Annotated in this window: 36 protein-coding genes and 1 pseudogene; 4 read left to right on the plus strand and 33 right to left on the minus strand. The window is 56.4% G+C overall.

Going from position 1 to position 25790, the window contains the following annotated elements; genetic code table 11:
- From IE102_RS08430 to IE102_RS08490, 13 genes and pseudogenes are all read right to left on the minus strand, one after another.
- A partial coding sequence (locus tag IE102_RS08430; RefSeq protein ID WP_189486070.1) for a recombinase family protein occupies positions 1–1541 on the minus strand: 1541 nt, incomplete at its 3' end.
- Positions 1542–1719: 178 nt separating this feature from the next.
- On the minus strand, positions 1720–2445 hold the full coding sequence (locus IE102_RS08435) for a hypothetical protein (protein ID WP_189486071.1): 726 nt from the start codon (positions 2443–2445) through the stop codon (positions 1720–1722).
- Complete coding sequence (locus IE102_RS08440; RefSeq protein WP_189486072.1) at positions 2445–2915, minus strand: ASCH domain-containing protein; 471 nt, start codon at positions 2913–2915, stop codon at positions 2445–2447. Before IE102_RS08440 ends, IE102_RS08435 begins: the two co-directional genes overlap by 1 nt.
- Positions 2912–3190 (minus strand): hypothetical protein, encoded by a 279-nt coding sequence (locus IE102_RS08445; protein WP_189486073.1) that lies wholly within the window; start codon positions 3188–3190, stop codon positions 2912–2914. Before IE102_RS08445 ends, IE102_RS08440 begins: the two co-directional genes overlap by 4 nt.
- 190 nt (positions 3191–3380) lie before the next feature.
- A complete protein-coding gene (locus tag IE102_RS08450; RefSeq protein WP_189486074.1) occupies positions 3381–3521 on the minus strand; it encodes a hypothetical protein in 141 nt (46 codons plus the stop codon).
- The gene (locus tag IE102_RS08455) at positions 3518–3829 is read right to left on the minus strand and encodes a hypothetical protein (protein ID WP_189486075.1); all 312 of its coding nucleotides are present in this window, start codon (positions 3827–3829) and stop codon (positions 3518–3520) included. Before IE102_RS08455 ends, IE102_RS08450 begins: the two co-directional genes overlap by 4 nt.
- Positions 3810–4388 (minus strand): hypothetical protein, encoded by a 579-nt coding sequence (locus tag IE102_RS08460; protein WP_189486076.1) that lies wholly within the window; start codon positions 4386–4388, stop codon positions 3810–3812. The genes IE102_RS08455 and IE102_RS08460 overlap by 20 nt, the downstream gene beginning before the upstream one ends.
- 2 nt (positions 4389–4390) lie before the next feature.
- Positions 4391–4714: a DUF2312 domain-containing protein gene (locus IE102_RS08465; RefSeq protein WP_308429920.1), complete on the minus strand. Its 324-nt coding sequence runs from the start codon at positions 4712–4714 to the stop codon at positions 4391–4393.
- Positions 4715–4936: 222 nt separating this feature from the next.
- A pseudogene (locus IE102_RS08470) lies at positions 4937–5119 on the minus strand (DNA translocase FtsK); the annotation flags it as partial.
- Between the two features lie 17 nt (positions 5120–5136).
- Complete coding sequence (locus IE102_RS08475) at positions 5137–7824, minus strand: toprim domain-containing protein (RefSeq protein WP_189486077.1); 2688 nt, start codon at positions 7822–7824, stop codon at positions 5137–5139.
- Positions 7825–7911: 87 nt separating this feature from the next.
- Complete coding sequence (locus IE102_RS18075; RefSeq protein ID WP_373295595.1) at positions 7912–8319, minus strand: Ogr/Delta-like zinc finger protein; 408 nt, start codon at positions 8317–8319, stop codon at positions 7912–7914.
- Positions 8276–8755, minus strand: coding sequence for a hypothetical protein (locus IE102_RS08485; protein WP_189486079.1), 480 nt, complete (start codon positions 8753–8755; stop codon positions 8276–8278). The genes IE102_RS18075 and IE102_RS08485 overlap by 44 nt, the downstream gene beginning before the upstream one ends.
- The gene (locus IE102_RS08490) at positions 8755–8961 is read right to left on the minus strand and encodes a helix-turn-helix domain-containing protein (RefSeq protein WP_189486080.1); all 207 of its coding nucleotides are present in this window, start codon (positions 8959–8961) and stop codon (positions 8755–8757) included. Before IE102_RS08490 ends, IE102_RS08485 begins: the two co-directional genes overlap by 1 nt.
- A 106-nt stretch (positions 8962–9067) precedes the next feature.
- Here IE102_RS08490 and IE102_RS08495 point away from each other — a divergent pair, with 106 nt between their 5' ends.
- The 4 genes from IE102_RS08495 to IE102_RS08505 all read left to right on the plus strand — a co-directional run bounded on the left by IE102_RS08495 (position 9068) and on the right by IE102_RS08505 (position 10839).
- Positions 9068–9622, plus strand: a complete 555-nt coding sequence (locus IE102_RS08495) for a helix-turn-helix domain-containing protein (RefSeq protein WP_189486081.1) — start codon at positions 9068–9070, stop codon at positions 9620–9622.
- A gap of 85 nt (positions 9623–9707) precedes the next feature.
- On the plus strand, positions 9708–10112 hold the full coding sequence (locus tag IE102_RS08500) for a helix-turn-helix domain-containing protein (protein WP_189486082.1): 405 nt from the start codon (positions 9708–9710) through the stop codon (positions 10110–10112).
- Positions 10113–10338: 226 nt separating this feature from the next.
- Positions 10339–10473, plus strand: coding sequence for a hypothetical protein (locus IE102_RS17975; protein WP_268247469.1), 135 nt, complete (start codon positions 10339–10341; stop codon positions 10471–10473).
- A gap of 168 nt (positions 10474–10641) precedes the next feature.
- On the plus strand, positions 10642–10839 hold the full coding sequence (locus IE102_RS08505) for a hypothetical protein (RefSeq protein WP_189486083.1): 198 nt from the start codon (positions 10642–10644) through the stop codon (positions 10837–10839).
- A 273-nt stretch (positions 10840–11112) separates the two neighbouring features.
- Here IE102_RS08505 and IE102_RS08510 read toward each other — a convergent pair whose 3' ends face one another.
- The 20 genes from IE102_RS08510 to IE102_RS08605 form a co-directional block, all read right to left on the minus strand.
- Positions 11113–11364 carry a hypothetical protein gene (locus tag IE102_RS08510; RefSeq protein ID WP_189486084.1) on the minus strand — a complete coding sequence of 84 codons (252 nt, stop codon included), beginning with the start codon at positions 11362–11364 and terminating at the stop codon, positions 11113–11115.
- Positions 11361–11543, minus strand: coding sequence for a hypothetical protein (locus IE102_RS08515; protein WP_189486085.1), 183 nt, complete (start codon positions 11541–11543; stop codon positions 11361–11363). The genes IE102_RS08510 and IE102_RS08515 overlap by 4 nt, the downstream gene beginning before the upstream one ends.
- A 67-nt stretch (positions 11544–11610) precedes the next feature.
- The gene (locus IE102_RS08520) at positions 11611–11862 is read right to left on the minus strand and encodes a hypothetical protein (RefSeq protein WP_189486086.1); all 252 of its coding nucleotides are present in this window, start codon (positions 11860–11862) and stop codon (positions 11611–11613) included.
- A complete protein-coding gene (locus tag IE102_RS08525; RefSeq protein ID WP_189486087.1) occupies positions 11862–13118 on the minus strand; it encodes a Y-family DNA polymerase in 1257 nt (418 codons plus the stop codon). The genes IE102_RS08520 and IE102_RS08525 overlap by 1 nt, the downstream gene beginning before the upstream one ends.
- An 88-nt stretch (positions 13119–13206) precedes the next feature.
- Positions 13207–13842 carry an SOS response-associated peptidase gene (locus tag IE102_RS08530; RefSeq protein WP_189486088.1) on the minus strand — a complete coding sequence of 212 codons (636 nt, stop codon included), beginning with the start codon at positions 13840–13842 and terminating at the stop codon, positions 13207–13209.
- A 4-nt stretch (positions 13843–13846) separates the two neighbouring features.
- Positions 13847–14248 carry a helix-turn-helix transcriptional regulator gene (locus IE102_RS08535; protein ID WP_189486089.1) on the minus strand — a complete coding sequence of 134 codons (402 nt, stop codon included), beginning with the start codon at positions 14246–14248 and terminating at the stop codon, positions 13847–13849.
- Positions 14249–14485: 237 nt separating this feature from the next.
- Positions 14486–15049, minus strand: coding sequence for a hypothetical protein (locus tag IE102_RS08540; protein WP_189486090.1), 564 nt, complete (start codon positions 15047–15049; stop codon positions 14486–14488).
- A gap of 338 nt (positions 15050–15387) precedes the next feature.
- Positions 15388–16410 (minus strand): contractile injection system protein, VgrG/Pvc8 family, encoded by a 1023-nt coding sequence (locus IE102_RS08545; protein ID WP_189486091.1) that lies wholly within the window; start codon positions 16408–16410, stop codon positions 15388–15390.
- Positions 16410–16832, minus strand: a complete 423-nt coding sequence (locus IE102_RS08550; RefSeq protein WP_189486092.1) for a phage tail protein — start codon at positions 16830–16832, stop codon at positions 16410–16412. The genes IE102_RS08545 and IE102_RS08550 overlap by 1 nt, the downstream gene beginning before the upstream one ends.
- Before the next feature lie 12 nt (positions 16833–16844).
- Positions 16845–19085 (minus strand): phage tail tape measure protein, encoded by a 2241-nt coding sequence (locus IE102_RS08555; protein WP_189486093.1) that lies wholly within the window; start codon positions 19083–19085, stop codon positions 16845–16847.
- Positions 19078–19164: a GpE family phage tail protein gene (locus IE102_RS18080; RefSeq protein ID WP_373295602.1), complete on the minus strand. Its 87-nt coding sequence runs from the start codon at positions 19162–19164 to the stop codon at positions 19078–19080. The genes IE102_RS08555 and IE102_RS18080 overlap by 8 nt, the downstream gene beginning before the upstream one ends.
- Positions 19165–19193: 29 nt before the next feature.
- Positions 19194–19508, minus strand: coding sequence for a phage tail assembly protein (locus IE102_RS08565; protein WP_189486094.1), 315 nt, complete (start codon positions 19506–19508; stop codon positions 19194–19196).
- A gap of 21 nt (positions 19509–19529) precedes the next feature.
- Positions 19530–20036, minus strand: coding sequence for a phage major tail tube protein (locus IE102_RS08570; protein WP_189486095.1), 507 nt, complete (start codon positions 20034–20036; stop codon positions 19530–19532).
- 75 nt (positions 20037–20111) lie between these two features.
- Positions 20112–21251, minus strand: coding sequence for a phage tail sheath subtilisin-like domain-containing protein (locus tag IE102_RS08575; RefSeq protein ID WP_189486096.1), 1140 nt, complete (start codon positions 21249–21251; stop codon positions 20112–20114).
- A 4-nt stretch (positions 21252–21255) separates the two neighbouring features.
- Complete coding sequence (locus IE102_RS08580; RefSeq protein WP_229807655.1) at positions 21256–21597, minus strand: GPW/gp25 family protein; 342 nt, start codon at positions 21595–21597, stop codon at positions 21256–21258.
- 5 nt (positions 21598–21602) lie between these two features.
- Complete coding sequence (locus tag IE102_RS08585; RefSeq protein ID WP_189486098.1) at positions 21603–22205, minus strand: phage baseplate assembly protein V; 603 nt, start codon at positions 22203–22205, stop codon at positions 21603–21605.
- A gap of 16 nt (positions 22206–22221) precedes the next feature.
- Positions 22222–22467, minus strand: coding sequence for a hypothetical protein (locus IE102_RS08590; RefSeq protein ID WP_189486099.1), 246 nt, complete (start codon positions 22465–22467; stop codon positions 22222–22224).
- 10 nt (positions 22468–22477) lie between these two features.
- The gene (locus tag IE102_RS08595) at positions 22478–24487 is read right to left on the minus strand and encodes a hypothetical protein (protein WP_189486100.1); all 2010 of its coding nucleotides are present in this window, start codon (positions 24485–24487) and stop codon (positions 22478–22480) included.
- Positions 24484–25059 (minus strand): hypothetical protein, encoded by a 576-nt coding sequence (locus IE102_RS08600; protein ID WP_189486101.1) that lies wholly within the window; start codon positions 25057–25059, stop codon positions 24484–24486. The genes IE102_RS08595 and IE102_RS08600 overlap by 4 nt, the downstream gene beginning before the upstream one ends.
- The gene (locus IE102_RS08605; protein WP_189486102.1) at positions 25056–25763 is read right to left on the minus strand and encodes a glycoside hydrolase family 19 protein; all 708 of its coding nucleotides are present in this window, start codon (positions 25761–25763) and stop codon (positions 25056–25058) included. The genes IE102_RS08600 and IE102_RS08605 overlap by 4 nt, the downstream gene beginning before the upstream one ends.
- Positions 25764–25790: the final 27 nt, after the last annotated feature.

A 25790-nucleotide genomic window follows, 5' to 3' on the forward strand; every position in this document is an offset into this window, starting at 1 on the left:
TCCAAAAGCAAACGCAGATTTCCTTGTATATCAAGGATCACACGGCCCTTCGGGTCGGGATTTGGCGTGAGCGTTATCGAGTGCACCATTTCGCGCAGTATCTGTGCTTGTGCCGGTGAATGCTCCAAGCCCTTCGTCAGTTCATCACGCAGGTTATTAAGGCCAGCCTCATAGCGGGCTATTGTGCCAGGGTGAATCGCGACGACATCTACCGGCGCGGGTTCGCGGGCCAGTTCCTCACGCGCTGCTTGTAGTTCGGCCTCTGTGGCATTCATCTGTTCGCCCAGACGCTCCTCGTTGCCGACATTTTTAATCAGCAATTGTAGTATGCGTTCAGCTTGAGCGTTTAAGGTCGTCACCCGTTTTTCGAGCTGATCACGTCGCTTATGGGCCGCGCGGGCAAACTCGACGCGGGCGGCGTTATATTCGCGGACATACTCAGCCAGCATTTCAGGATCGCGCAGGCCTTCCTTCAGCGCGTCGATCACTAAAGGCTCTATCTCATCGAGATAATAGGTTTTAGGGTTTGGACAGGTCACCCCGTCACGGTGACGGCTGCACATGATCCGGGTGCGAGATTTTCGATCTGCGCCGAACGCGCTCATGCCGCCGCCACAGGCTCCACATTTCAGCAAACCGGACAGCAGGCGCTTAGGCCGCTTTGAGGTTCCGGCTTCAGCGGGCGTCTTGGTGCGGCCTGCGCACAGGGCCTGTGCGTCATCCCATGTCTTTTGATCGAGAATGCGCAGGTGCGGCGCTTCACCATAGTGCCATTCGGAGCGCGGGTTGACGCGGCTGATCCGACTGCCGGTGTCAGGGTCTTTGATGAAATGGGTCCGGTTCCAAACGATTTTACCGATATATAGCGGGTTTCGCAGTATGCCGGTGCCGCGCTTTTCCCAGCCATATATGGCAGATGGGAGCCAAACCTTACCACGCGGGCCGTTGATCTTCTCATTATTCAGGCGCGTGCAGATGTCACGCGGCGATTTTCCAGCGATGTATTCGGAGAAAATGCGGCGGATGATATCGGCCTGATCCTCGTCAATCTCTGCATGGCCCTTCTTTTCACCCGTCAGTCGGTAGCCATAGGCGGCACCGGCGGCGATCAGGCCCTGATCAACCTTACCCTTCATGCCACGCTTGGTCTTATGGACGTTGTCTTCACGGAACATCTGACCGATGATTCCGCGCAGGCCGACTGTCAGGGAATTAGCCTCGCCTTCGTGAAGCGCGATTATTTTGATCCCTGCAAAGGTCAGTCTTTTATGAATACCCGCCAAATCTTCCATGTCGCGGGATAGCCGGTCGAGCGATTCCACCAAAACGACGCTGAATAATTGGTGTTTGGCGTCGGCCATCAGGTCTTGAAGGCCGTCTCGGTTGATCATGGATGCGCCGGATTGGGCCGCATCTGCATAGGTTCTAAGGATTGTTAGGCCATTGCGGTCGGCATAGGCGCGCGCCATAGCCTCTTGATCGGCAATTGACCGTTCATTTTGTAGGTCTGTTGAATAGCGTGAGTAAATGACGGCGCGCATTAGGTCTCTGAATCAGTCGTGGACGCGACATGATCAGCCCATGCGTGTGCTCTAGCAAGCTCTCTTATCATTTTTTTGAGCGATGCGCGCAAATCATCATGTGCGCGGGCGTCGGCCAACGACAGCACGGCAGGGCCGTGGTGGGGTTTTCCCATGTTGTCGTTGACCGGGTTGTTCATCAGATGTCGATGTCTTCCGGCCGGAAGTGGCGGGCCTTGGCACCTACGGGGATGGGTAGGCCGGTATAGCTGCCGGTGTATCCGCGCTCATAGACAAAGAAGGCGTATTCCTGTGGTTTCGAGCATTTGGCGTTGTACTCACCAAGCTGCATGGGGGCGCGTTCGGCCAAGGGCAGGAGGAAACGCAAGTTCCCCGCCGGGTTATGGTGGTGCAGTTTCTGGCGCTCCTGACCGAACAGGAAGCCGCTACGGGCTAGAATGATCACACAGTCGCACGATGTTTGAGCGTGCCTGACGATCCTTTCAGCCATGCCTCGGAGGGGCTTATCAAAGGGCGGGTTGGTGAAACAGACGTTATACATTTCCGGGTGCTTTGGCCCCCATGTCAGGGCATCTCCCAGGTCAAAGCCCTTGCCCCAATCTTCGATATCGAAGGCATGGACGCGGGGGAACAGTTCTCGCAAGGGGGCGACCATGTGACCAAGGCCTGCGCACGGTTCATAGATGTCCACATCTGCCGGAATATGAGGCCATGAAAAGGGGAACAAGATCGGGCCTAAGACTTCCCAGACCGCGCGCACTGTCCACGGGTGCGACGGGAAAAGCTGCAAATGGTTGGCGCGGTCGAAGAATTCCACGCTTTTGAACATGTCGGACTGATATCCGCCGATGGGCGCGGGGCGGTGCTGTTCAGACACCGCCTTGCCTTTGGAGGTCGGGCGCATCAATCAGCCTGCTGGATTGGTGTGAGAAGGGGGGAACTGCCGGAGGTGCGGCCAAGGTTTGCACGCCAGTTGAAAAAGCCGAGTGCGCCCACAAGCGGGATGAATTTCACTGGGCTGACATTGGCCAGCCGGTAGCCATAACGGCCTTGGAACCACGGGCTATCGTCTTCGGTGACGATTTCGGTGATGGTGGCGACCGCGACAATTCCGCCGAACCTGGCATCGGTCAGGATTTTGTTTTGACGGCGGAGATGCTCACGCGGAGAGCCGAGCGGGGCGGCTTTGTCGATGAACTCAAACGCGTCGGACATGTCTTCGCGCTTCATGCCCAGAGAGGCATGGATGCAGATGTCGAGCGGCAATTCTGTGCGGGCTTTCCAGTTGCGGTTTTCAATATCCTTGCCCAGATGCATGATCGCGTAGGCATGTGGCTGACGTATCGACAGGGCGAAATGGGGGAGGTCGTTCATGTTAAAATTTCCACGACAGAGAGAATGACGGTGATCAGGAAGGCGATGGCCACGGCGGCGGCTGCGAACGGCACGATGGGGTGATCGTCGCAAACCAAACGGGTCGGGGGCCATGTCGGCTTTTCCGGCGGGACGGCGGGTTGAACGATGCCGGATTGCTGGGCGGTGAACCGGGCATGGCAGGCGCGGCACATGTTCCAGTCGTCCTGACCGAAGAAGGCGGCTTCGTCGCCGCACAGGGTGCATTCTTTGGCAGGGCAATAGGGGGCGGTCATGATACCCCCCATGTCAGGGCGCAGAGGGCACCGAAGACGATAGACAGGCCGAGAGCGGTGAAATGCGCGATCTGGCCCCAGTCGGCCTCAACGTGTCGGCCTTCCGAGGCCGCGCTATCGATAAGAGGTATCAACGCCTGAGAGATGCAAAGCAGGGCCACGGCTAGAAATCCAAACATAGATGACCAGTTCATGCGGCACCTTTGCGGGCGGCGCGGATGGGCTGGCCTTTGCAGGTCAGGGAGGTGAAGGGTTTGAGCGATTGGCGGTGGCATTTGGTGCAGACAAAGCGGCCTGTTTTCATGTCGGGCTGTGAGGTGTGGGCGTTCATGATGCCTTCCTTTCGTGGTGGTGGCCGACCGCGATCAGGTCGCGGAAGGTGATGTCGCCCCAGATCAGGGCCATGTAGACGGGGACGGTTTTGCCTTCGGGCCGTGCGCGGACTTCGATGCCTTCGCCGTCGCCAATTTGGACGGTGCGAAATTCGAGCGCATGGCGGGGGCGGTTCAGCCGGTTGGTGATCAGTTCCATAACGTCCGCCGGTGTCCGGTCGGCCCGCCAGTCGTAGGCTTCGCCGCCGGGGGCCGCGTCCGTGAAGTGGACGGACACCCCTGCGCCGTCAGAAAGGGATTTCGTCATCGAGATCGACCTCCGTTTTCAGAGGGACGGGGACGGGCTTTGATTTTTCGATGATGCGGCGAGCGCGGTAGCAGGTCAGCGGGCCGTAGACATAGAAAGGCTGATCCGGGTTGGTATCGGCCAGACGCTGGGCCTCGGTTTTGGCGCTGTTTATGCTGCCGTGCTGATAGTTCGGCTGGCGACCATTGGGGTTCCAGACCAGCCAGCCGGGATGGGCGGGGGTGGGGTGGTTGGCGGCGACCGTGGCTTTTTCATCGGTTAACGGATTGAGGCCCGCGTCATATCGGGCTTTCATGTAGCCGTCAGCGTGGGCGGCATCCATCAGGCGGTCTAAGTTGAGCGCAATGTCCCGCTCAGACAGGTACCCTTCAGGTGCGTTTCCCAACTCGGAGAGTTTGCCGGGAATTGTCGATCTTAGGAGGTGCCAGTTTTTGGGCGACAATGAGATTTTCACGGGGTGCCTTTGCGGAATAGTGAAGTTGTGAAGGCCCAATTCAGCGAGGCGGGCGGAATCGAAGGCGTAGTTTTCGAGGCTAATGGCGTAGTCGCTTGGGGGCATGATCAGACCTCCCCGATGGTGGACATGTAGAGGTCGAACAGGGCCTCTTCCTCTTCGCGCTTGACCTTGTCTTTGCGGCGCGCGCGGATGACCATCATGATGATTTTGACGTCGAAACCTTCGCCTTTGGCTTCGTTTCGCACCTCTTTGGCATCGCCCTGCAGCATGGCGATGTCCTCGAAAAGCCGTTCGAGACGCTCGATCATGGTACGCAGACGGCCCTGAGCGGCGGCGTTGATCACATCATTCGGGGTGCCGTCATTGCCCGCGTTAAGGATTTCCTCGGTGGACATGCGGCCTGTGGCGATGCGGCTGGCGTTTTTCATCGCGCAGTCATGGCACCGCGGCACTTCGCCCAGGCGGGCCGTGGTTTGCCAATGCCAGCCATCGGGCAGGGCGTCAGGCGGGCCATCACCGTGCGCATCACAGCCGGAGCAGGTGAAGCGTTTAACCGGGCCAGTATAGACGGGCTTTGGCTTTGGTGCCGGTACCGGTTCGGCGTCTGGTGCCGGTGTGGCGGTGGCTGGCGAGGGCTCGATGTTTGCATCCGGCGGGCCGACCAAGATGTCGCGTTTGCCGACATGATCGCATGGGCCCACGATGCCGTTTTTCTCCATCTCTTCCATTATGGCGGCGGCGGAGTTGTAGCCGATCTGCAGCCTGCGCTGAATGTAGGAGGTTGATGCCTTGCGGTCGAAGGTCACATGATAGACGGCTTTTTTATAGTGATCTGGATCAATGCCCATGATCAGCTTCCTTTCTTAAGAAGGGGGGTGGTGCGAAAAACCCAGCAATGTTCTGACTTGTCTGTGAGTGCAGAATTCACGGTGCCGACTTCGACAAACGGGCGGGACTTGCAGGCCTTGAGGTGCTTTTTCACATCGTCGATGGTGAAGGTCATTTGCAGGTTGGCGCGCTTCACGGCTTGCTCAACCTCAAGCGGTTTGAGGGCGATGCGGTCAGGCTGGCGATGATGGTTTAAGCCTGCGAGTGAGCCGTCAGCGTTGAGCTTTTTGGCCGTCTCCTGCAGGAAATCGAACCATTCCCAGAACTTTTTGACATAGGGGTGATCATCACCGATGCGGTCGGCGCGGGCGCGGGCCATGTCGGTGATGTGCTCATGGCCGACCAGCATCATATTGTCTGGGATATCGATCAGTGCGCACAGAGCGTCGAGGCCTGCATGAAGCTGGGCATGACATTTGCGCACCCGGTCGTGGCCCACACCTGCCTTGATCAACAGGCTTTCATATTTGGGAATGGCTTCGTTAAAGGCCTTCATGTAGGCGGCTTCGCGCCTGATGATATGAATCATTGTGCCGGACAACTTGTCGCGGGGCCATTTGGCGATTTGTTCGGCGGCAGCTTTGGTGCGTGATGACCAGTTATCCTTTGTCCACTTGGTGGACATGATGCGGCTTAGGATCGGTTCACCCGATTGAACTTCGGCGTTTTGCTCGATCAGCAAAGCGCCGCGAAAGATCGGCTCATTGGTGTCGTTGCTCTGAGATTTCCGGCCTGTCGCGCGCCCGATGGTGCCGTCGAACAAGCTTTTGATTTCAGACCAGTCATATTTTTTTATGTGGGGGCCTTCCTCTTCGCGGTCGGATTCCACGAAAATTACGGGCAGGTTTGCTACCTGCGAGAGGGTGCGCAGATATCCAACCATCGTTGATTTAGATGGGTCGATACCTTCGTAGTTTTCCTGCACCCGTCCGGCCATCCGCCAGAGGAATTTCACGATTGTGGACTTGCCGGTGTTAGCGGGGCCCCACATTTCAAAATAGCCCATCGCCTGTTGCTCAGAGCGGATTTGCTCGGCAAAAAATGACATGACCCAGAACGATAGAGCCGCCAGTCCATTACCGGCCCATGCGGCAAACATGGGTTCTAACCACGACGTGTCGAAGTTTTCGGCGTCATAGACATGTTTTAGGATGCGGGTGCGTGACCTGAGTTTGACCTGCGTAGAGCCAAGGTCGAAATAGTCTTCGGAATTGACCCGAAGCACCTTGCCTTTATGGACGGCGATATCACCAAGGATGTAGGCACCATGCTCTTTTGAGTAGCCGGTAAAGTCGATAGTTTCGACCTCTTTGATATCCTTGGTGTGGTGCGAGATTATCCGGTCAAGCTGGCGGGTCGAGCCTTCCCACAGTGCGCCCGGTGCGGCCCCCATGAGGGTTTTTTTAAATTCAGAACCTGACACGATAGCGGCAGGGAGGAACGCGCCCTTATAGGTTTTGTCACGGCCCGGCAGATCGATCGATAAAAAGTAATGGCTTTCAAGTGTCGCCGTGTCGGTTTGCTTATAGAGAACGCGGAAGGCACAGTTCGATATACAGTGCAGTTCTAGGCAGGCCTCGGCAGCATAGGACTTTGAGACATCGTCTTTTTTGCTGATCTCTTCGACCTTGGCGGGGTCAATACCGCCCCACCAGGTGCGGCTGTCGTAGGTGAAAAAGAAGGATGCCGGCCGTTTTTTTTCGTCCTCTTGTTTCTTCCATAACAGGAGGGCTTTTTCCGATGCGCTTTTTGCCAGAAGTATCTTACCGTTCCATAGGTAATCCTTGATGTGGCGTTCGCCCAGAAGGTCGCGGCCCAGCAAATCATTCCAGTCATGATCGCATTTTTCACCTTCGGCCACGGGCTGGGCGGCTGTCGCTTCCCAGCCTTTTTTACGGGCCATCTCCACATATTTGATTGTGAATTCAGTGCCTGCCTTGCCGGTGTCAAAGGCGAAGATCAATTCCGGCGGCCTGACATCGAGGTCGGCGCAGGTCTTGCGAAGCTGGTCTAAAAATAATGCCGGGTAATTGTTGGTGCTCATGGCCGAAACGGCAAACTCACCAACCTGCCGCCAGCTTAGAGCGTCAAATATGCCCTCTGTGATCCATATCCGATTTGACCTTGCTAACTGTTCATAGCCTTGATCCGGGCATAGCCAGACGTGGCCGGAATAGCTGGTGCCCTTTTTGAAGTATGCCTTCCGGTCAAAGCGGGACGGTTGGTCGAGCAGCCGTTCCCAATAGGCCCCATTGGGCAACGGGAAGCGGATCGTGGCCGAGGTGATATCCTTATTGTAGTCCTTATAGAGTTCCTGCGTGTAGCAGCCCCGTAGCCCCATGAGATTGAGGCGGCGGGAATGGACAAGGTAGGCATCGGCAGCGGCGTTAGGGCTTTCGGGTGTCGGTTTATACCGGTTCGACCAGTGGTCGAAAATTTCAGGGTAAAGTTCCTTGACGGAATATTCGCGACCGCACTTGTTCGAGCGTCCACATTTGACCTTCCACGGATTTTCCTTGTGGGTGTAAAACTCACGCTTTTCGCAGGCCGGGCACCGGCCTTCTTGCAACCACTGGCCCTTATCCTTAAACCCGTAATCGGCAATAAGGCGGGGCAGTAACTCATCATAGATGTCCTGTCTCATCGACATAGGGCAGGGGTACTTTCAGGCAAAGAAATAGCGTTCGCGGCCAGAGGCTCCGGCGCGTCACGTCGTAATTGTGGGGAAGGTGCTGGTTTAGCCGGTCGAGTCTGGGCGGGTGCGCGTCTTAAGCCGGAGCATCGGCGCGGGTTCCTTTACGGTGCCCAAAGCTGAGGGCGAGATGGTTTCAATAAATTCAAGGTGTGCTTTCCAGCTATGGCCACATTCCAGATTTTCACACCGGTAATAGAGCCGTCGCAAGGTGACGCTGATCTCTTCGGAACTCCGGCAAAGACCACGCTCTCCACAAACTGCGCATGAAAAGACAGGCGCTTGATTGCACTTTCGTTTCGGCTTGCGGACGGGCTCACAAACCAATCCCGCCGCCGCATGTTCATTGTTCATACGATTATGACCCAGCCCAATGGTTACTAATTGAGGGTGTCCCACCACCATCATATTATTGCCCCTCTCGTTGGGGGATATCCTGTTCCTGACCCACATCGACGCCGATCCAGACGGTCGGCGGCGCAGGGTGCTGATAGGCGTTCAAGGCGACCGTATCTGCGTGGGCTATAGTCTCGAAATTGAGCACAAGCTTAGAGTCCGGTTTATTATATGTGCGGCGCAGGTCGGCCTCGATAGTATCGAGGGTGTCCGGCGTGGTGCGGTGGCGGTCGGCTTCGGCGCGTTGCAGGGCGTTGAGCCTTGCAATGGTTTCCTTGGCCTCAACCAACTGGCGCTCAATGGATTCGACCTGATCGCAGGCGGTGCCGTGAAGTGCGCGCGTCTTGGCGTGTTCTCTGCGCTCCGTTTCGATCTCATGATCCAGTCCGCTGAGATAACTACGCAAGGCAACTAGATCGGTCTTTGTCCCTTGCACCCGGATTGCGCTACGACCGGGGATAGGAATGTCGAGGTAATAATCCCGCGATGACATCAGGCGTGACCCCCTTGCTGAGTGTTGCCGCCGTTGAGCCAATCACCTATCTTTTCGGCCAGGTCTTTCGACGCCGTGCGCTTGCCTGTAGCGACCATTTGGACATACTGACCAGAGACGCCAAGGCGTTCACCAGCCTGTTGGTAGGTGATGCCCTGCTCGAATATGAAGATCTCTAATTTGGAACGGATGCGATTCTGTTTCATAGTGGTTGTTGATTGGGTGATTTGTTGATACAGTCAACCCAATATGTTTAATGGTGGGTTAATTTCTAAACGTAGCAATGTTTATTTCCTCCACGATGATGGCGGGATGCTTAAACCTGCGCCCAAAGATTCGACATTCGCCGCCGCTATGAAGTCCTTAAGGATGCGGTCAGGAAAAACCCTTTCCGAAATCGCCCCCGATGTCGGCGTCTCGGCGCAGGCTATGTCGCGTTGGGAAAACGCCACGGCCTCGTTTCCGAGTGAGCGCGTCATTCCATTTCTTAAAGCTATCGGTGCAACTGAGGCCGATGTTGAAAAGGAAATCGCGCACCTCACTGACCCGTCATCGATCCTTGCCCCTGCTAGGGAAGGGAAGTGGTGGCATGAGTTTCCGGACGATCTGGAGAAACATGTCGTCGGTGATGAGGTGATGTCGCCATGGGTAGAGCCGGGCGAGTCAGTCTGGGTGCATCGTGATCGGCACCCCCGCCGTATGGAGGGGTGCCTCATCGAATTCAAAGATGGCACGACAAAAATCAGGCTCTATGAGCGCGGCAAGGATGGTTTTTATTTCTTCAAGCGGCTCGATACCGACATGTCCGAGCAAGTCCTGCACTCTGATGTTGCCGGTATTCATCGCATCGCGTTTCGTGGGCATTGATAAATCACCCATTTGTGGTTGACAATATCAACAATATGGTTGATCTAATCAACCTATAGCAAATCACGCTATAGGAGATTGAAGAATGACCACACCTAAAACAAAGGCTCCGGCACGGGTTGATCTGGCTGTCGGGGCGAACGTCCGCCGTCTGCGAAAGGCGCGCGGCTGGTCGCAGGAAAAGCTGGCGGATGCCATCGAGCTGACCTTTCAGCAGGTTCAAAAATATGAGCGGGGCTCTAATCGCATCAGCGCGTCAAAGCTGTTTGATATCGCCCTCGCTCTGGAATGTTCACTTGAAGACCTGTTCCCGCCGCGTGATTGGCAGGTACGCCTTACAGAAGGTGGCACATGGGTCGAAGAGGCGAATACGCTGTCGGCCAATCACCCCCATCTGTTTGAGGCCCTATGCAGACTTAAGCCGGGGCAGGTGGAAATTCTGCTGGCGACCGCCCGCAATTTCGTGACGCCGCTGCAGGTCGCGGTCTAATGTGCGGTTGCATCGAGCATATTAATACCGAATTGGCACCGGATCACTGCCTTAACACCAGCATGTCTTTTAAGACCAAGGACGAACGCCCGATCATCAACCTGATCCGGCGTGATCGTTGGGTGACAGAATCCCGCCGGGGTAAGCGGTCATATTTCGTCTGTAATTTTTGTCCGTTCTGCGGGGAGAAATATCCAGAGACTGCGCAAGCGGTCGAGGTGGCGGCATGAGCAAGGAGGATGCGGCCTATTGGGTATTTATAAGCGCGGCGCTCGTCATTATCTGCATCACTGGCTGGTTGGTGCATAAATACTTCCCGGCAGACGACAATGATGACGACGACGAAAACCGTCTGCTTTGACCGCCCGCCCGTGCAAATCTGCACGGGTTATCCCCTTACCGCGTAACGGTGCTATTTTAGGGGTTTGCATTAATTTAACCACGATCAACCTATTAGGGAATTAGGCAAAGGGTAATCCCGTGATTGGGGAACTCGGTGAAAAGCGGCGTGATGGAGACAGGTGCCAATATGAACGAAGTCAACAAAAACGAAATCAGGGAAGCGGCTATTTCCATGCAAAGGGTTTTGCGTCACATGGGCGTCAGCCTCGATGATCTGGCCAATGGCGCGCCGGAACCGATCAGTTCCCATTTGGTCACGCTGGCGGCAGCGTGTGAAGTCCTGAGCGATAAGGCCGTTTTTATCGGGCAGACGGTAGGGGATTAGGCCATATCAGCAAAGGCCCAGATGATCACGGAAATTACGGTGGCAGACGCCCTCGCGCCTTTGACATAGTAACATATTAACGCAAAGGCCTTGCGCCCTGGCATGAAAAATGCAACTCCCGCCTGTGTAACTGCAGGCGGGTTTTATGATCGACTTGATAATTAAATGTTTGATTTTATTGGCGTGGGTAGCGTTCGGGATTTGGATTTACAGATTACCGCCAGTTAAACCAAAAGACGATGATGACGATGACCGTTTCTTTTGAGGGCGCACCTAAGTTTTGATTGGCTTTACGAAAACATCGATCTGGTGAAATGGCGCGGATTGCGACCCCATAAACTCGAAAACGAGGGTGTGCCTGATCCGCGTCACGATTAAACCCTGCGGTTCGCTATTGCCGGTGGCGACGATAAATATCTCATCGCCGGTCTTCGGCACATGGGACAGCGTTAGGCCTTCGAGGTTGCCGACGAAGGTTTCATCGCTATCCCAGATCAGAGAAATTTTAGCCGGCTCATCGCTCAAAAGGGGATATCCTCATCATCAAAGGCGAACCTTTCATTGGGGGTGTCTTCAAGATCGAGGTCGGCTTGCATGATCCGGAAGGCGTCAGGATCGCCATTCCCCAATAGAATCATGACGCGGGCAAGGTCGAGACCGGCGGGGCCACCGTTCTGGGCGCTTTCAACAAAGCGTTTAATCATCGTTGTTTGTCTTGGTGATAGGCTCATGGTTTCATCCTCTCATGAAATTGGTAATTGGCAATCAGGCTTAGGGCATACCGGCCACGAAACCCTCTTCGAGTTTGTCGTGCATGACGCATATCCTGACCGGGCCGTCACACTTACGGTCGAAGCACCGGAGATCACGCTGCACCTGGTCGATATAGAACCCGCCTAATCGGCCAAGCTTGACCAGATCGCCCGCCCATTCGTAACGGTGCTTGCCGCACATGCGGCATGAGACTTCAAATTCTGTGTCCGGATCGAGGTCGCGGAGCATGGTTTCTGTGCGCCAAGACATCAGTTAAAATCCTCCCTTCTGGGAATACGCGTGTAGGAAATTTTAGCCCCGGCATGATCGCCGGGCGGCGGCACCCATAGGCCGGGTGTGACTACGGTCGCGCCATATTTACGGGTCAGGTGATCGAGCGCATCCGACAGGCCCTCTAACTCACGGCGCTTGGCGTCATCGTCTTCGATCATATCCAGTTGCCGGACATCGATCGGTTTCAATTCGCTCAGGTTCACATCGACGCGGAAGACCGAAAGTCGCGGATCGACCTCTTGTCGCGCAACGCGCCACAGGTCTTCGACGCGTTCAAGAATGCCGACATAATCCGCATAACCCGCCATGTTGATCGACTTCGACCAGCCGCAGTCGCCATATGAGGATATGCAGTACATGCCCAAGGTCAGGCGGTTGGCGCGCCAGTTATCCCGGCGCATCCGCCGAATGGCCTTGATCAGCAACATGCGCGAAATCGGTCTGGCCTGTTCAAGGGTGCGATGGCTGGGTGGCAATATCCGGCTATGGCCGTACATGCCGCGCTTGGTCGGTTCGGCCTGAATGTCGTAGCCGTGCAGGGCATGCCACATTCTAATGCCACTGACCCCGCCCCATATGCCCCGTAGCTGATTGGGCGTCAGGTTCATCAGGGCTTCCATATCCCAGATGCGGGCAGCAAATAGCCGCTTTTTGATACCGGCGGCGATGCCCGGCACATCATCCAGCCGCTTATTGATCAGGATGTTGAACGTATCTTCAGGCGCCCACACCAGATTGCCGGTCGGCTTTGAGTCCTTGCAGGCCATCTTGGCCAGCAAACGGTTTGCACCATAGCCGATTGAGCATTCAATCCACGGCCCGACCACCTTATAGAGCCTGCGTTTGATTTCCTTGCCCACGGCCAAGGGGTTAAATTGCTGGGAGGGATCGAGCCTGCAGGTCATTTCATCAATCGATTTTACCGCATCGACCGGCACAACCATGTTGATCTCAGATATCATTTCATTGTGGGCGCGCCGGTAAAGGTCTGGGTCTTGGGGCCATAAGACTATGTCGGGGCATTTCTTATAGACCTCATTAATTGGCATGACGTTTTTAACGCCCATCGCCTTGGCTTCCCGCGAACAGGCTATGACGCACGACGATCCCGTTTTCATAGGGATGACGCCGACCGGCTTGCCTCTTAGATGTGGGTGGCGGAACTGCTCACACGACGCAAAGAAACCGTCGAAATCGAGATAAAGCCGTTCTGGCCGGATAGGTTTGCGCATGAGAAACACCAAAGGGCAGATGACCAATTGCCCGTTGTTCTATCTTTGTTCTCAGTTTTAAAAAGAGTCAAGCCGTGCGCCGGTTACCTCAAAGCGGGGAGGGGTTAAACCTAAAAGTCCCTGATGGCGCGGACAAATTTACACTTTCGACCGGCTTCAAATCCAGCCAATCGCGCCATTCATCTGGCAATAAAGTGATCGGTTCGCGCGTGTGATATGGGGATAAGTCGTCACCAGCGGCGCGGGTGAGCATGGTAAAGCTGATGATCGGTTCGGCCTGATCGGTCGGTTTGGCGATATCCCAGATACCGGCAAAGGCCATCATGTGGTTGTCGGCGCGGTGGATTTCCTGACGCTGTTTCTTTTTCGGATCAGTCGGATGCGGCCCCCACCATTCCCAGAAATAATCAACGGGGATGAGGCAGTGACGTTTCGCAAACGCCCCTCTGAATGACGCGGCGGTCGAGGCCGTTTCGACCTTGGCGTTAAAGGTGGATAGCTTGAAATCGGCCAGAGGTTTATCCCACCAGTTGGGCACAAGGCTCCACCGGCCATCGACAATCTTGGTCATGCCATCCTTGCCGACCGCGATAAACGGGTAATGGTTTGTCGGGCGAATTTCGACCTTATCCAGCAGGGCAGGATTCGGGCCGTCCGCAATGGCCAATATGTCCTGCAGTTCCTGCCAGCTAATAGGGTTCTTTGGGGCAAAGCGTCCGCACATAGTCTTAAATTCGCACAGTGATGTCGGTGCATATGTTGCTGGTGAAGCCCTTCGACAAATGCGGCGGGTTGATGGATTCGAGTTCTGCAACAATTTCGTCGAAGTCTTCGTCAGGCACAACTTCCTCGCCACGGCAAAATGCGTATTCGCCTTTTACCCCGCGCCGGATCATGTCCAGCTTCTTAAGACGTTCAAATGTCCAAGGATGGAGGCCGATGCGAAGCGCCTGAAATACATAGCGCCAATGACCTGGTACCGTCGTGCCGGGTTGTTCCCACTTTTCGATGCCTTGGCGCGATAGGCCTGTCGCCTTCGCCAGATCGGCCTGTGTCCAGCCCATGTATTTGCGAAAGGCTTTGACCTCGTGCAGGTCGAGGGGTGGCGGGTTGGTGAAATTTAATGACATGGTAGGCCCTTTGTGATACCTCTAAGGGAAGGATCGAGGAGCGTTTCCGCCCCCCAATCCCCCCGCTTAGAGTTTTAGTCTCACATTGCTGATCATCAGTTTGGCGACTACAATCAGCTTTGTGAGGCTAAACTTAGCGGAGAGGGTGAAACTAAGTTTCATCTTTGGTCTCCGTAAGTATCAGGCAACAGCGCCTGACCAGAAGACATTATCCCTACTAAGTAAGGATTGCAAGGCTTAATTGCTTTCCTTTTTGGAAGCTAAATCGGCAGCGAGCTTGGCCTGCTTTCGTGCGTTCTTTTTATCTAAAATGCTCTTCATGGATTCACTGAAAATGCGTTGGCTCCCTTTGGATGACTGTATCTGCGAGGCGAGGAATGTTAGAACAGATCGAAGGCTTGCCGCATCCTCAAGACATTCTTCATCGGTCTGAGCATGCAGTCCCTCACTGAAAATTGAATGAAGTATCCCAAGTGGATTGATACCTTCGGTTTTCAGAACAGGCGGCAGTAAATCCATAACGAGTTCGATTTTCTCGGAGGTTTGTTGAGTTTTCTTGACCTCGATTAATGCCTCATCAAATTTCTTTAAGTGATCAGGTTCAATTAAATCGTGTATATCGTCTATCAGCTGATCGATTAACTCTTCAACTATACGTCGATAATACGAGAACGCTGCAATGCCGTATCCTTGGGACTCGCACAACAACCCCTTAGATAAATAATCTCTATGCTCTCCGAGCATATTTTCAATGTTAGCATCAGATGACATTCGCCAAGGAGGATGTTGTCCAACTTTCATGACGAATTCGCTTTTTGGGGATGTGTAAATATAGAACCGGTAAGTCGTATTCTGGCAATGTGTGCATCTATAATCAATTGCTCTGTAACTGTTCGACAGATCAATGTTTCCATGTACAGTAGATGTAAAAGAAAATGTCCTCGTGTTGTTGCATGAGTCTTTCTTGCAGAATAAGGAAAGCTTAGCAGTAGCGTAGTCGGTCATCACGTTTGGTGTATCATCCTTAAATTTTCGATATAAAGGATATTGTTCTAAAAATTTTGCAGCCGCCGACATTTTTCCTCACAAGCTTATAATATGCTTAAATCATAAAGGTTGTGAGGAGACGTGTATAGGAATTATATCGTCTCAAGTTTAAGCCGTGACGACAGACCGCCGCTGCCATCCATCTTGTGTTCGGCCTCTTTGACCAGCCACTTATGCGCGTCGATTTCTGATTTAAATCCGGTCAAGGTTATGGGCCGCTCCGGCGTGATGTCGGGGCGGCCTAATGCTAACGGGATAGAGGTCGTGGCCTTGGATCGGGACACGCGCTTATGTTCGGCCTCGGCGGCTTGGCGGGCGCTGGTCTCGCTGGCATAGGTTTTTTTGAGGCGCTTGGGCTTGCCATCGCCGTTGCCGCCTCCGGCCACCACGGTCTTTTTCGTGCCGGTGGCTATGTCGTGATAGCTGGCTTCCACGCCATTGTAAGTCTCGCGTTCGGCCCGCGAATATTCCGGAGAGCCTTCGGTTTGATTGCGGGCGATGGTCTCGGTCGGGATGGCCTTGCCGCCTGCGGTCTGGCCCTTGCCGATGGGCGCAAAGATCAGCTTTCCCATCTTGATCGTGGCGACCGCGTCGAACCTGCGTCCCAATTCACTGAGGCGGGCGGCATCGGAGCGCGCGCCGGTGCCCAGCGCCGGGATCGGCTTGCCTGTCAGGTCTGAATCGATATGGGGCGTCAGGCCATTGTCGGCAGCTATGGCCCCGATGATGTCGCCCACGGTGGCATTGACGAAAGACCGCTCCCGCCGGATGGCAAAGGCATCGGTAAAATCGGCCGACCGGGCGCGTATGGTAATTGTGTCGGGATTGCCGCGCCAGCTTGCCTCATCGACTTTGAACGTGCCCTTTTTTATCAGGCCTATGGGTAGGTTAGCCCCTTGTTTCCAGCCCATTTCAACAGTCAGAGTACGACCGGCGGGCGGAAGTTCGATCTGCCCGTCCTTATCATCGAGCACGATTTCAAGGTCGTCGGCCTCTTCGCCCCGCTTTTCGGTTAAGGACAGGCTCAAGAGTCGCGGGCGCATGAGGTCGGTCAGGTCGCGACCGTCGAGCGTCACACGCCATGAGGCGATAGGATGGCGCTTTTCACCGGCCATTACGCCACCCCTGCTGTCGTGGTCTCAGTCGCCGTTTGGGTGGCCGCATCTTCGGCGCGCTTAAGCTCGATGGTGAAATCGGACTTGCGGTGCATGCCATCGACAAAAAAGTTCGAGCGTTTCTCATCAAGGCTGAGGATGGCCCATTCGCCCAGGACTTCGCCGGTGCCGCTGACCATCGTATAGGCATCGCCTGCGTCGGCCATTTCGCGGATCTGTTCAATCGCGCCGTAGCTCCCGATGACGCCGCCATAAAGCACGCCCGAAACGGTGATGGTCTCTTCGCCGGGGCCGACATATTGCAGGGCAGGGCGCGCCCCAAAGCGTTCAGTCTGGGCATGACGCCATGAGGTGCGACGCTGCAGTTCCTGATAGGGCATTGAGGCCAGTTCAAAAATGAACATGCCAAGCGTCATCATCATGTCGCGTTACTCCTAATCGTCACTGTCGCGAAAGGCCGACCGGTCGCGGGCCTTTTGCTTGTCCATGAGGTTGTTAAACCGGCGCTCAACCTCGGCTCCGATATCCTCTACCGATTGACCGGGGGCGGCATGGATATGGATTTCTACCGTGCCGACGCTGGGGGTGGCGCTCATGGCCATCGGCGCACTATTGGAGGTCAAGGCAGGCGATGCCCCGGCAGACGTTCCCACGGCCACCGCACCGGCGATACTGGCGGCAAGGGTCGTCATGCGCTTCAGCGGGTTCATGCCGGTCGTATCGATCCCCTTAGCCAGACCTTCGGTGACATAGCCGCCCATTTGCATCATGACCCGCGACGGGGATTTGATGTTCAGCTTTTCCTTGAAAGCATTTAGGCCCGACATGGCGAGCTTGCCAAAGGTCAAGACCAGATTGGGGATGCCGCCTAAAATGCCATTGATGATGCCCTGCACGATATTGAGGCCAATGGTTTTCCAATCGAGGTTTCGGAAAAAATCCATGATCGGTTGCCATTTGGAAATGATGATCCCAAGCGGCGTCCACCTGAAGAACGCCTCTTTCAGAGCATCAAAATGTTTGATGGCCAAAAACACACCGGCCCCGATCAGGGCTATGGCCGCGATCACCGCCAGAATTGGCCACAACGCCGCCCATGTCGTGATCCCCAAGGCCCCGAAGGCAAATGAGGCCGCACCAGCGGCAACGCCCAAGGCTCCTAACAGGGTGATCAAGCCACCGCCGATGGCGACGAAGGTCATCAGCGCACTGGATAAGGCCGGGTGATCCTTGGCCCAGCCGCGCCACAGATTGGCCATGCCGCGGACTTTGTTCGAGACGGCCACGACCGTAGGTAACAGGCCTGTGCCCAGTTCAATATTCAGGGCCTTGAGCGAGTTCATGGCCAGACCGGTCGCACCCTCGGTCGTAGCAATCCGATTGAGATATTCCTGAGTCATCGAACCGGCATAACGCGACCGATCCCCGACCATGTTGAAATTGGTTTGAAGCTGGTCAAGGCTGGTCAGCAGGGGCGCGATGGCGGCAATCGACTCTGAGCCGAACAGTTCGGTCAAGGTTCCCGCCTGCGCCGCCTTGGGCAGCTTGGCGATGCGCTGCAGCACATCAAGGATGGTGCCGCGTGAATCGAGCTGCATACCCTTCGATACTGCCTCGGCATTAAGCCCTAAAGCCGCGAAGGTTTTCACCTGCGTCTTTGTGGCGGCTTGGCCCTTGGTGAGGGCCAGCATCATGTTTTTGATGCCGGTGGCGCCGATTTCGGATTCGATGCCGATTGAGTTCAGAAGCTGGGCCATCGCCGCCATGTTGTCGGCGCTGACACCGGCGACCTTACCCAAGGGGCCGATACGGGTGACCATATCGGTTACAGCAGCCGCATTGCCGCCATAGCTATTGGTCAGGGCATTGATCTGATCGCCCAACTGGATGATGCCAGTTTGATTAAGGCCGAACGCCGTGCGCCATTTGGCCATGGTCGATCCAGCCTCTTCGGCGGATACGTCAAAGGCCACACCCATCTTTGCGGCCTCTTCGGTAAAGGCCAGCAGTTCTTTGCGGGCCTCATCATAGCGGCCCGCGCGCAAGGCTTCCTGCGCCACACCGGCCCGACCGGCGGCGGCGGCGATCTGGGTCAAACCCTCGGCGCTCAAGGGAATTCGGGTGCTCATATCGAGCAGATCATTATTGAGCCGGCGAATACCTTCCGGCGTAAAATCCATGACCTTTTTAACATCGGCCATCGCCGCTTCCATCGTCATGGCTTGCTGGGTTGCCAGCACCATAGGTGCTGTAATAACCGCCCCAGCCCCCATCATGCTGGCCCCGCCGCCCATCAGCTTGCCGCCGGTATCCTTAAAGCGTGCCGCGCGCTGTGACGCCGCCGCCAGCTTCTCAAGTTTCTGTTCCTGTTCGCGGATAGCCAGATTGGCGCGGTCTGCGTTCAGCGTCAGCCTGCGTTCGGATTCAGCCAGGTCATCCATGTTGATGCCCGCCGCCTGCAGCTTGGCCGACAGGCGGGTCAGTTCCTCGACGTTCTTGGTAGTCTTAAACTTCTCAAGGTCTTTTTGGGTTTTGGTGATGGCCTTGAGTTCGTCCTTTGCCCCTTTGAGGCTTTCCTTGGCGATCTGAGCGCGCTCGCCAATGGATTTCAGCGGCCCGGTCAGCTTATCGAGCGCGCCGAAAATGACGCTTATGCGCAGGGATCGATCAGACATTCGACTTACTTTCCGGGGCGTGGCGAACGGCGGCACGTTTGCGCCAGCTCATCAGATCGGTGATGGACATGTCATCCATCACCGAGGGGGGCCAATTGAAGACAAGGGCTATGTCGGCGTAGCTGTCTTCGATATATCGGGGGAGGCCGTTTGCATGGCCTTCGGCAGCAAAAAATTGCCCACCTCCACACCGATCGTCATCAGGTCGGCAAGGCTAAGGGCAGACACTTCCGCCTCAGTCACATGCGGGATCGCAATACGGGGAATGACCGTGATCAGGGCGTCGGTTTTGAGCTGGCCAAGTTCGACCAGGCTAATGCCGCGCATCTCCCCAGAGGATGGGGCGCGAAGGGTCAATTCCTTGATGGCGTTATCGCCGGTGCCAATGGGCGTATCCAGCGAGACTTTGATAAGCTTCGTCATAGTCGGGTGTCCTTAAGAGGGTTAAGCTTCGATGGCGGCGCGCAGTTCGGCGTAGCGGTCAACGCCACCCACGATCATCTTCATGCCCAGCACATCATTCTCGATCAGGACGCGGCCATCCTCTTCGATGCGGTAATAAACAAGCTTGGTGGTGACAGTCGGCTCGCCCTTTTCACCAGCCTTGGCCGTGCCGGGTGCGATCTCACTATGCTTGCCACGCACGATGATCTCGACCTTGCGCACCTCGCCCGTATCATCGGACTGATAGCCGCCTGCAAAGCGTAGCTGAACGCCATCAAGGGAGGGGACGCCCCACTGCGCATACATGGCTGTCAGATGCCCGCCGGGCTTCCATTCCAGTTGCTGTTGTTCCATGCCCTGATCGATAGAGACCGGGCTTTGCATGCCTGCACCGCGATAATCTTCGGTGATGGCCGTCAGGCTGGGTAGGGTGACCTCGGCAATGCGGCCAAGGAAGCTTTGGCCATCAATGAACAGGTTAAAGTTTTTGAGTACGGCGGGCAGCATGGGGATGGCTCCGATGTGAAGGGATGGCTAAGCGGGAGGGGAAGGAGGCCAACGCACCGCGAAGGCCTTTATTGTTTAAGCCGCTATCTGGTCGGCCAGATTGGCATAATAGGTGTCGGTGATGCGCTGGTTTAGGGTCAGCGATTCCAGCGGGGCGCAGGGGGTGTAGTCGTAGTCGATGACCAACTTGCCGCCCGCCAATTGCGCCTGAGCGTTTTTGGCCGGGTCGTACCACATCGAGGCCCCGATCAGATAACCTTGGGCGACCAGCTTACGCAGGGCGTTGTTGCCGGTTTCAATGATATCCTTGACCAACGACGCGGTCAGGGGCTTATCGATGGCCCATGTCAGGCTATCGCGAATGATCTGGCGCACGGCGGCACCGGATCGCACGGCAGGCTCAAAGGCAAACAACGGCTCATCCGAACAGGTGCGGTTACCCCAAAAGCGGAAACCTTCGTTGCGGATCAATGCCGTGACTTCGGCATCGTTCAAAATCTGCGTGTCGGTATTTTCACCGGAGATGTCGAAGAACACATCTTTCGACAGGCCGGTGACGCCTTGGACGGCGACATTGGATAGCGACCGGTGCCAGCCTTCGCGCTGATCGATCAGGGCGCGCAGGCCCAAGGCGCGGGCGACCGCCGAGCCCGTCCAGTCGGTGAAGTCCGGCCAGATCAGCATCATTTCACGCGAAATGAAACCCGCCCTGTAGGCGGTGGCTTCCGCAATGGTGGCACCGATAGCGCGGACATAGGCCATGGCGTCAAGCTTGGCAGCAATTGAGGCCAGCTCGGTGGCGACAACCTGCGTATCCAGACCCGGCACACCGATGATCTTAGGCTGAACACCCAATTGAGCCTTTGCGGCCAGCAGGGCTTTCAGTCCGGTTTTCTTACCGGCATTGGTCACGGTGCCGACAATGGCCGTTTCGGTCGCGGCAGGGTTAGCGCCTTCGGCCACGCGCACGATCACAAGGGTGGGGTTGCACTGTTGCGCGATAGCCAGCAGGGATTTACTAAGTGTGCCATTCACGCCCGCCTTGGCGATGGCGGCATAGATATCGGTGAACAGTACCGGTGTGTCCGCCGGGAAGGCGGCGATATCGGCATCGGAAGAGGTGGCCACCAGACCGATGACGGCGGTCGAGGCTTCTGCACTAGGGCGGGTGCCGGTCGTGATTTCAAGGGTTTTAATGCCGTGGGGATTGGCCATCGGGTTAAGCTCCGGTTAAGGGGATTTGCAGAGAAACGTCAGTCGGGGTCGGGACATCAATGCGCTTGGCGTCGATGGTCAGGGTCAGGCGACCGGCGGCGGTCGCGTCTGAAAGGACGATGCGGGTGATGCGCACTCGCGGCTCCCATTTGGCGATGGCTCCGGCACTGGCCGCACAGATCAGAAGGCGGGTCTTCGGATTGCCCGGCGCATCGAGCAGGCGATAGAGCAGCGATCCGAAGGTGCGGCGCATCGGGCATGACCCCAGCGGCGTCGTTAAGATGATGCCGATGCTTTGGGCAATGTGGGCCAGCCCCTCGATGCGCTTGCCGGTTTTGCGATCCATGCCACTCATTCTGGATTACCGGTCTTAGCCACACCGGCAGACACGCTGCCGTGCTTGTGAGACTTGAGGCTAATGGCTCCGGCAAGGACATCATCTTCCGAGGTGATCTTGCCGGTGGCATCAATGGGGCCGGTGACCTTAACAGGGCCTTCGATCTCAACACCTTCCGGGGCGATGATCACGGCCTTGCCGGTCAAGTCGAGGGTAAGGACATTGGCTTCGTAGTTGTAGTCGAAGGTGGTGCCATTTGGCATTTTGATGTGGACGCGCGCACCGGTGACCGGTGGCGGATTGGCCGTGGTGAACAGGCCGCGCAGGATGACCGCGCTTTCGATATCGCCTTCCATACAAAGTAGGATGACGGACTCGCCCTCCGACGGCGGGCACCAGGTCGAAACGGAACCGGCGCATTCACACCACGGCAAGGCCGGAGAGGTGATGTCTCCGACCTTAACCGTGGCGGTGCCGGTATTCAGATCGACAGTGTCAATGATCCCTTTGCGGATCACATCACCGATCAGGCCGGGGATATCGTCATTGTAGCGCATAACTCGCACGATCATCGCCCCCACCGGATCACGCCAGTGGGGGCGATTGTCAGGTCGCACCTGACAAGATCAAGGTTTATGCAGGCTCAGAGGGCGTATCGCTTACGGGATTGGGCAGGGGGTTGGTAATCACCCCGGCTTCGATCTTGGCTTGCACGCCGTTGGCAACCTCAGCCACGCGGGCAGTCGTGGCCTTGGCGTCATACTTGCCCTTGTCGGTAAGGCAGGCATTGACCGGGCGAATGTGGGTCACGCCGTTGTGCGAGAACTCGACTTCGACGGCTTTGGCTTCCGGATCGAAAGCGCCGATATTGGTTTTCATGGGGGGCTCCTTAAGCGTAGGCGATGGCGATCCACGAGATGTTGATCGCCGGGTTTCCGTTTGAGTTGTTGTTGCAGACGACCATCTGATTGGCGGTCGGGGTGCCTTCGACTTCGCCCTGACCTTCGGTTGCAGAGTTAAAAACCGCCCTCCCGATACCACTGGCGTTATACCAATGGGGCGGCGCGGCAAAAGCTTCCGGGAAGTTGATCGTGCGTTTCTGATCGGCGGGCACGTTCATGGCGATCCCTATCTGGATTTTCCACGGGCCGATGCGCATGACGTGGCCATTGGCATTAGATGCCGCGCTGAACATGCTGTTGATCAGGTCGATAAAATATTGTCCCTGATAGCCGTCAAGCAGGTCGGCATCTAGGCCTGATCCAGAGCCATCGTTTGACGGCTTCCATGTATCGGCGACATTGGCGGGCGTATAGCCCAGACGGGCGGGAACATTGGTATAGAAGCTGCCGTCCTGACCATCAAGCAGATCAGCATCGAGGCCAGACCCTGCGCCATCATTGGCCGCGTGCCAGACGATCCCGCCATTCGAGACCATGGTCGCGGCATAAAAGGGCGCGTATGAGCCGGGGTCATCATTGTTGGTGCGCGCACGCAACGAGCCATCCGCGTACATTTTCAGGTGGGCAGCGGCGACTCCAGACCAGTGAAACGCGATAGACGGCGCATAGGCCGCGTCATTGGTGACGTTGCCGACATAGTTGACCTCACGAAGCTGGATCGGGGCCGATCCGAAACCCTGAAGCGCCTGATGACCGGCAAGGATAGCACCTGCTGATTTTGCCGCTGATGCCACACCGTTGTTGCGGACATAGCCATCCCCCTGCAGGCCATCGAGCAGATCGGCATCGAGGCCGGAGCCCGCACCATCATTGCCTGCATCCCAAACCCGGTAAAAGGTTGAGTTGCGCGCGACATTGAGGCCGGTAGCGCTGACGCACCACAGGCCACCCGTGCCAATACTTGGATCAGTTAATGGCACGCCCTTGGCGCGGTATGCGTGCTGGGCATCGACATCGGAGCGGGCAAACTGCGATCCCTGAACGCCATCGAGCAAGTCCGCATCGGAGCCGGAGCCGGAACCATCATTGCCCGCATTCCAGACCGTTTGACCGGCGGCAGTCATTTGGCCGCCGCTTTGAAATAACCCGCTGGCATCAAGGGCGGCACGGGATGCGCCGCCGATCATGAAATAGTAGGTATTGTTGACCCGGTTGAAATACAGGTAGTCATTAAGGTCAAAACTAATGACCGGGTTATCCCCCTGAATGTCCGCATAGAAATTGGCATCGCGGCGGATGGGGCCGCTAAAGGTATCTCCTGCCTTATTAGCCGGAGAGTATCCCAGCCGCGCCGGGATATTGGAAAAGTATGCCCCGTGCTGCCCATCGAGCAGGTCGGCGTCCATGCCGGAGCCGGAACCATCATTCGAGGCCCGCCAGACATCGCTGAGCTGTGCGGCGACCCATGCGGAGAACGCAAACCACAGGGTTTTAGGGGTAATGGCGGCATTGGCGACCACACCCGCCTGTGCTTCGGCATTGGTGGCCAGCCGCAACACACCGACCACGGTTTCGGTGGCGGGCGGGTTTAGAAAACCGGTGCCTTCAAATTCAATGGTGGCGGCGGCGACATCGACAAAGCCGATATCAGCCGACATCAGGACGTTAGAATTGGCGGTTTTTTCAGCAATCGGCGTGGGCGATCCGAACAGGCCGAACAGGGTGCCATCCGAGAGATAGAGCGCAAACCCGCGCAGGGTGTAGTTGGTCGCACTTTCGTCGTTAAGCGTGACGTGGATGATGTCATCGGCCACGACCAGACCGCCGAAGGTGGCCAGCCGTTTGATTTCACCGGGCAGGGCGATCATGGCGGCATTGGCGACAAAGACCGAGGCCGTTACCCCGATGTGGGTAATCGTGACCTTATTGGTGCCGGTATTAGCCGCATTGACCAAGGCGGCGCGACCGGCAGTGGTGATTATAAAGGTCTGGCTCATTCAGGACGGGCCTCTTGCGTAAGCGTCACTTGGGATTGCAGGGCGACAAGCTGGGCGCGGATTTGCCCGGAGGTGTCATAGAGATCGAGCATGGACTGAACACAGTCCGCGGCAGTCATTTGCTCTACCGCTCCGCTGCTTGAGAGCGTCATTCCGATCTGGCTATTTCCCGGCGGCGGACTTTCGGTAGTTCCGGCGGCGGTGTCAGCAGGTGCGGCGAGATTTCCGGCCGGTTTGGCGTTGGCGAGATCGGCGGCTTGGTCGAGGATGCGCAGGCCGTCAGCATCGACGCAAATAGTGCGATAGACAGGGCGTACAATAATGCGTTCAGTTTCACGGCGGATTTCCTTCACGGCAGTTTGGCGCTGGGTTTCAGCAATGGCGGCGTCGTGGCTCAACAGGTTGATGTGAGACTGCAGCCTGCGGATGGAGGTCATGGCGGCCTCGGCTTGGCGGGCCGATGCCAGTTCCGCTTTCTCGTAAGCATCCTTGCTGCCTTCGAGGTAACCGGCCCCGAATGTGAGCGTGACCATCGCCAGGCACAGGCCGAGTGATTTTAGAATATCGATCATTGAAACAACCCGATCAGGTTGCCCGCGATCTTCTTGGCTGTGGCCAGTTCAAGGACGGCAGCGCCATTGATCCCACGTCGTACCCATTTGGCGTCGTTGCGATCAGCGGGGATCGACAGGCCATTGACGTTCCAGAATTCGACGGCGGCAATGGCCGCGTACAGGGGCTGCTCAAGGAATTGAGGGGATTCGATCAGCGGGCGTCCGACTGCCTTTTCCAGATCGGCATAGTTCTTTTTGCCGGTGTGCATCAAAAAACCCCGACCGCGATATTTAAAGCCGTCGCCACTGGCCTCATTGCCGTTACCGTTACGGTTGGCATAGATCCGATTGCCGATAGCTTCATCGCCGCGACGGATCAGCCCGGTGGCATCCGCAATCCCTTTAACGGCGCTGAACGTGGCGTCGAGATGGGCGGCGTCTTTATAGTGCAGGCTTTCCACGAGCCGGGAAAACCACTGCGATTCAATGGCGGTATTGGCCAGAAAATGGGCGAGGCGGTAACGACCGATGATGCCGCCCTTGATGAGTTGTGGGGCCAGCGCGTCGGCATAGGTTTGCAACTGCGTATCTTGCCTGCGGCCCGCTGCCATCGCCATCATGGCGCAAAGCTTTTTAGGGCCGAACACACCATCAGTCGGGCCGGGATTATAGCCACGCTTGATCAGGTTGGTTTGAGCGGTTTTAACTTCGGCGGGCGTCATGTTCAGGTCTCGCGATTGTGACGGCAA

This window comes from Asticcacaulis endophyticus, from assembly GCF_014652575.1.
In the GTDB taxonomy this organism is placed as follows: domain Bacteria; phylum Pseudomonadota; class Alphaproteobacteria; order Caulobacterales; family Caulobacteraceae; genus Asticcacaulis; species Asticcacaulis endophyticus.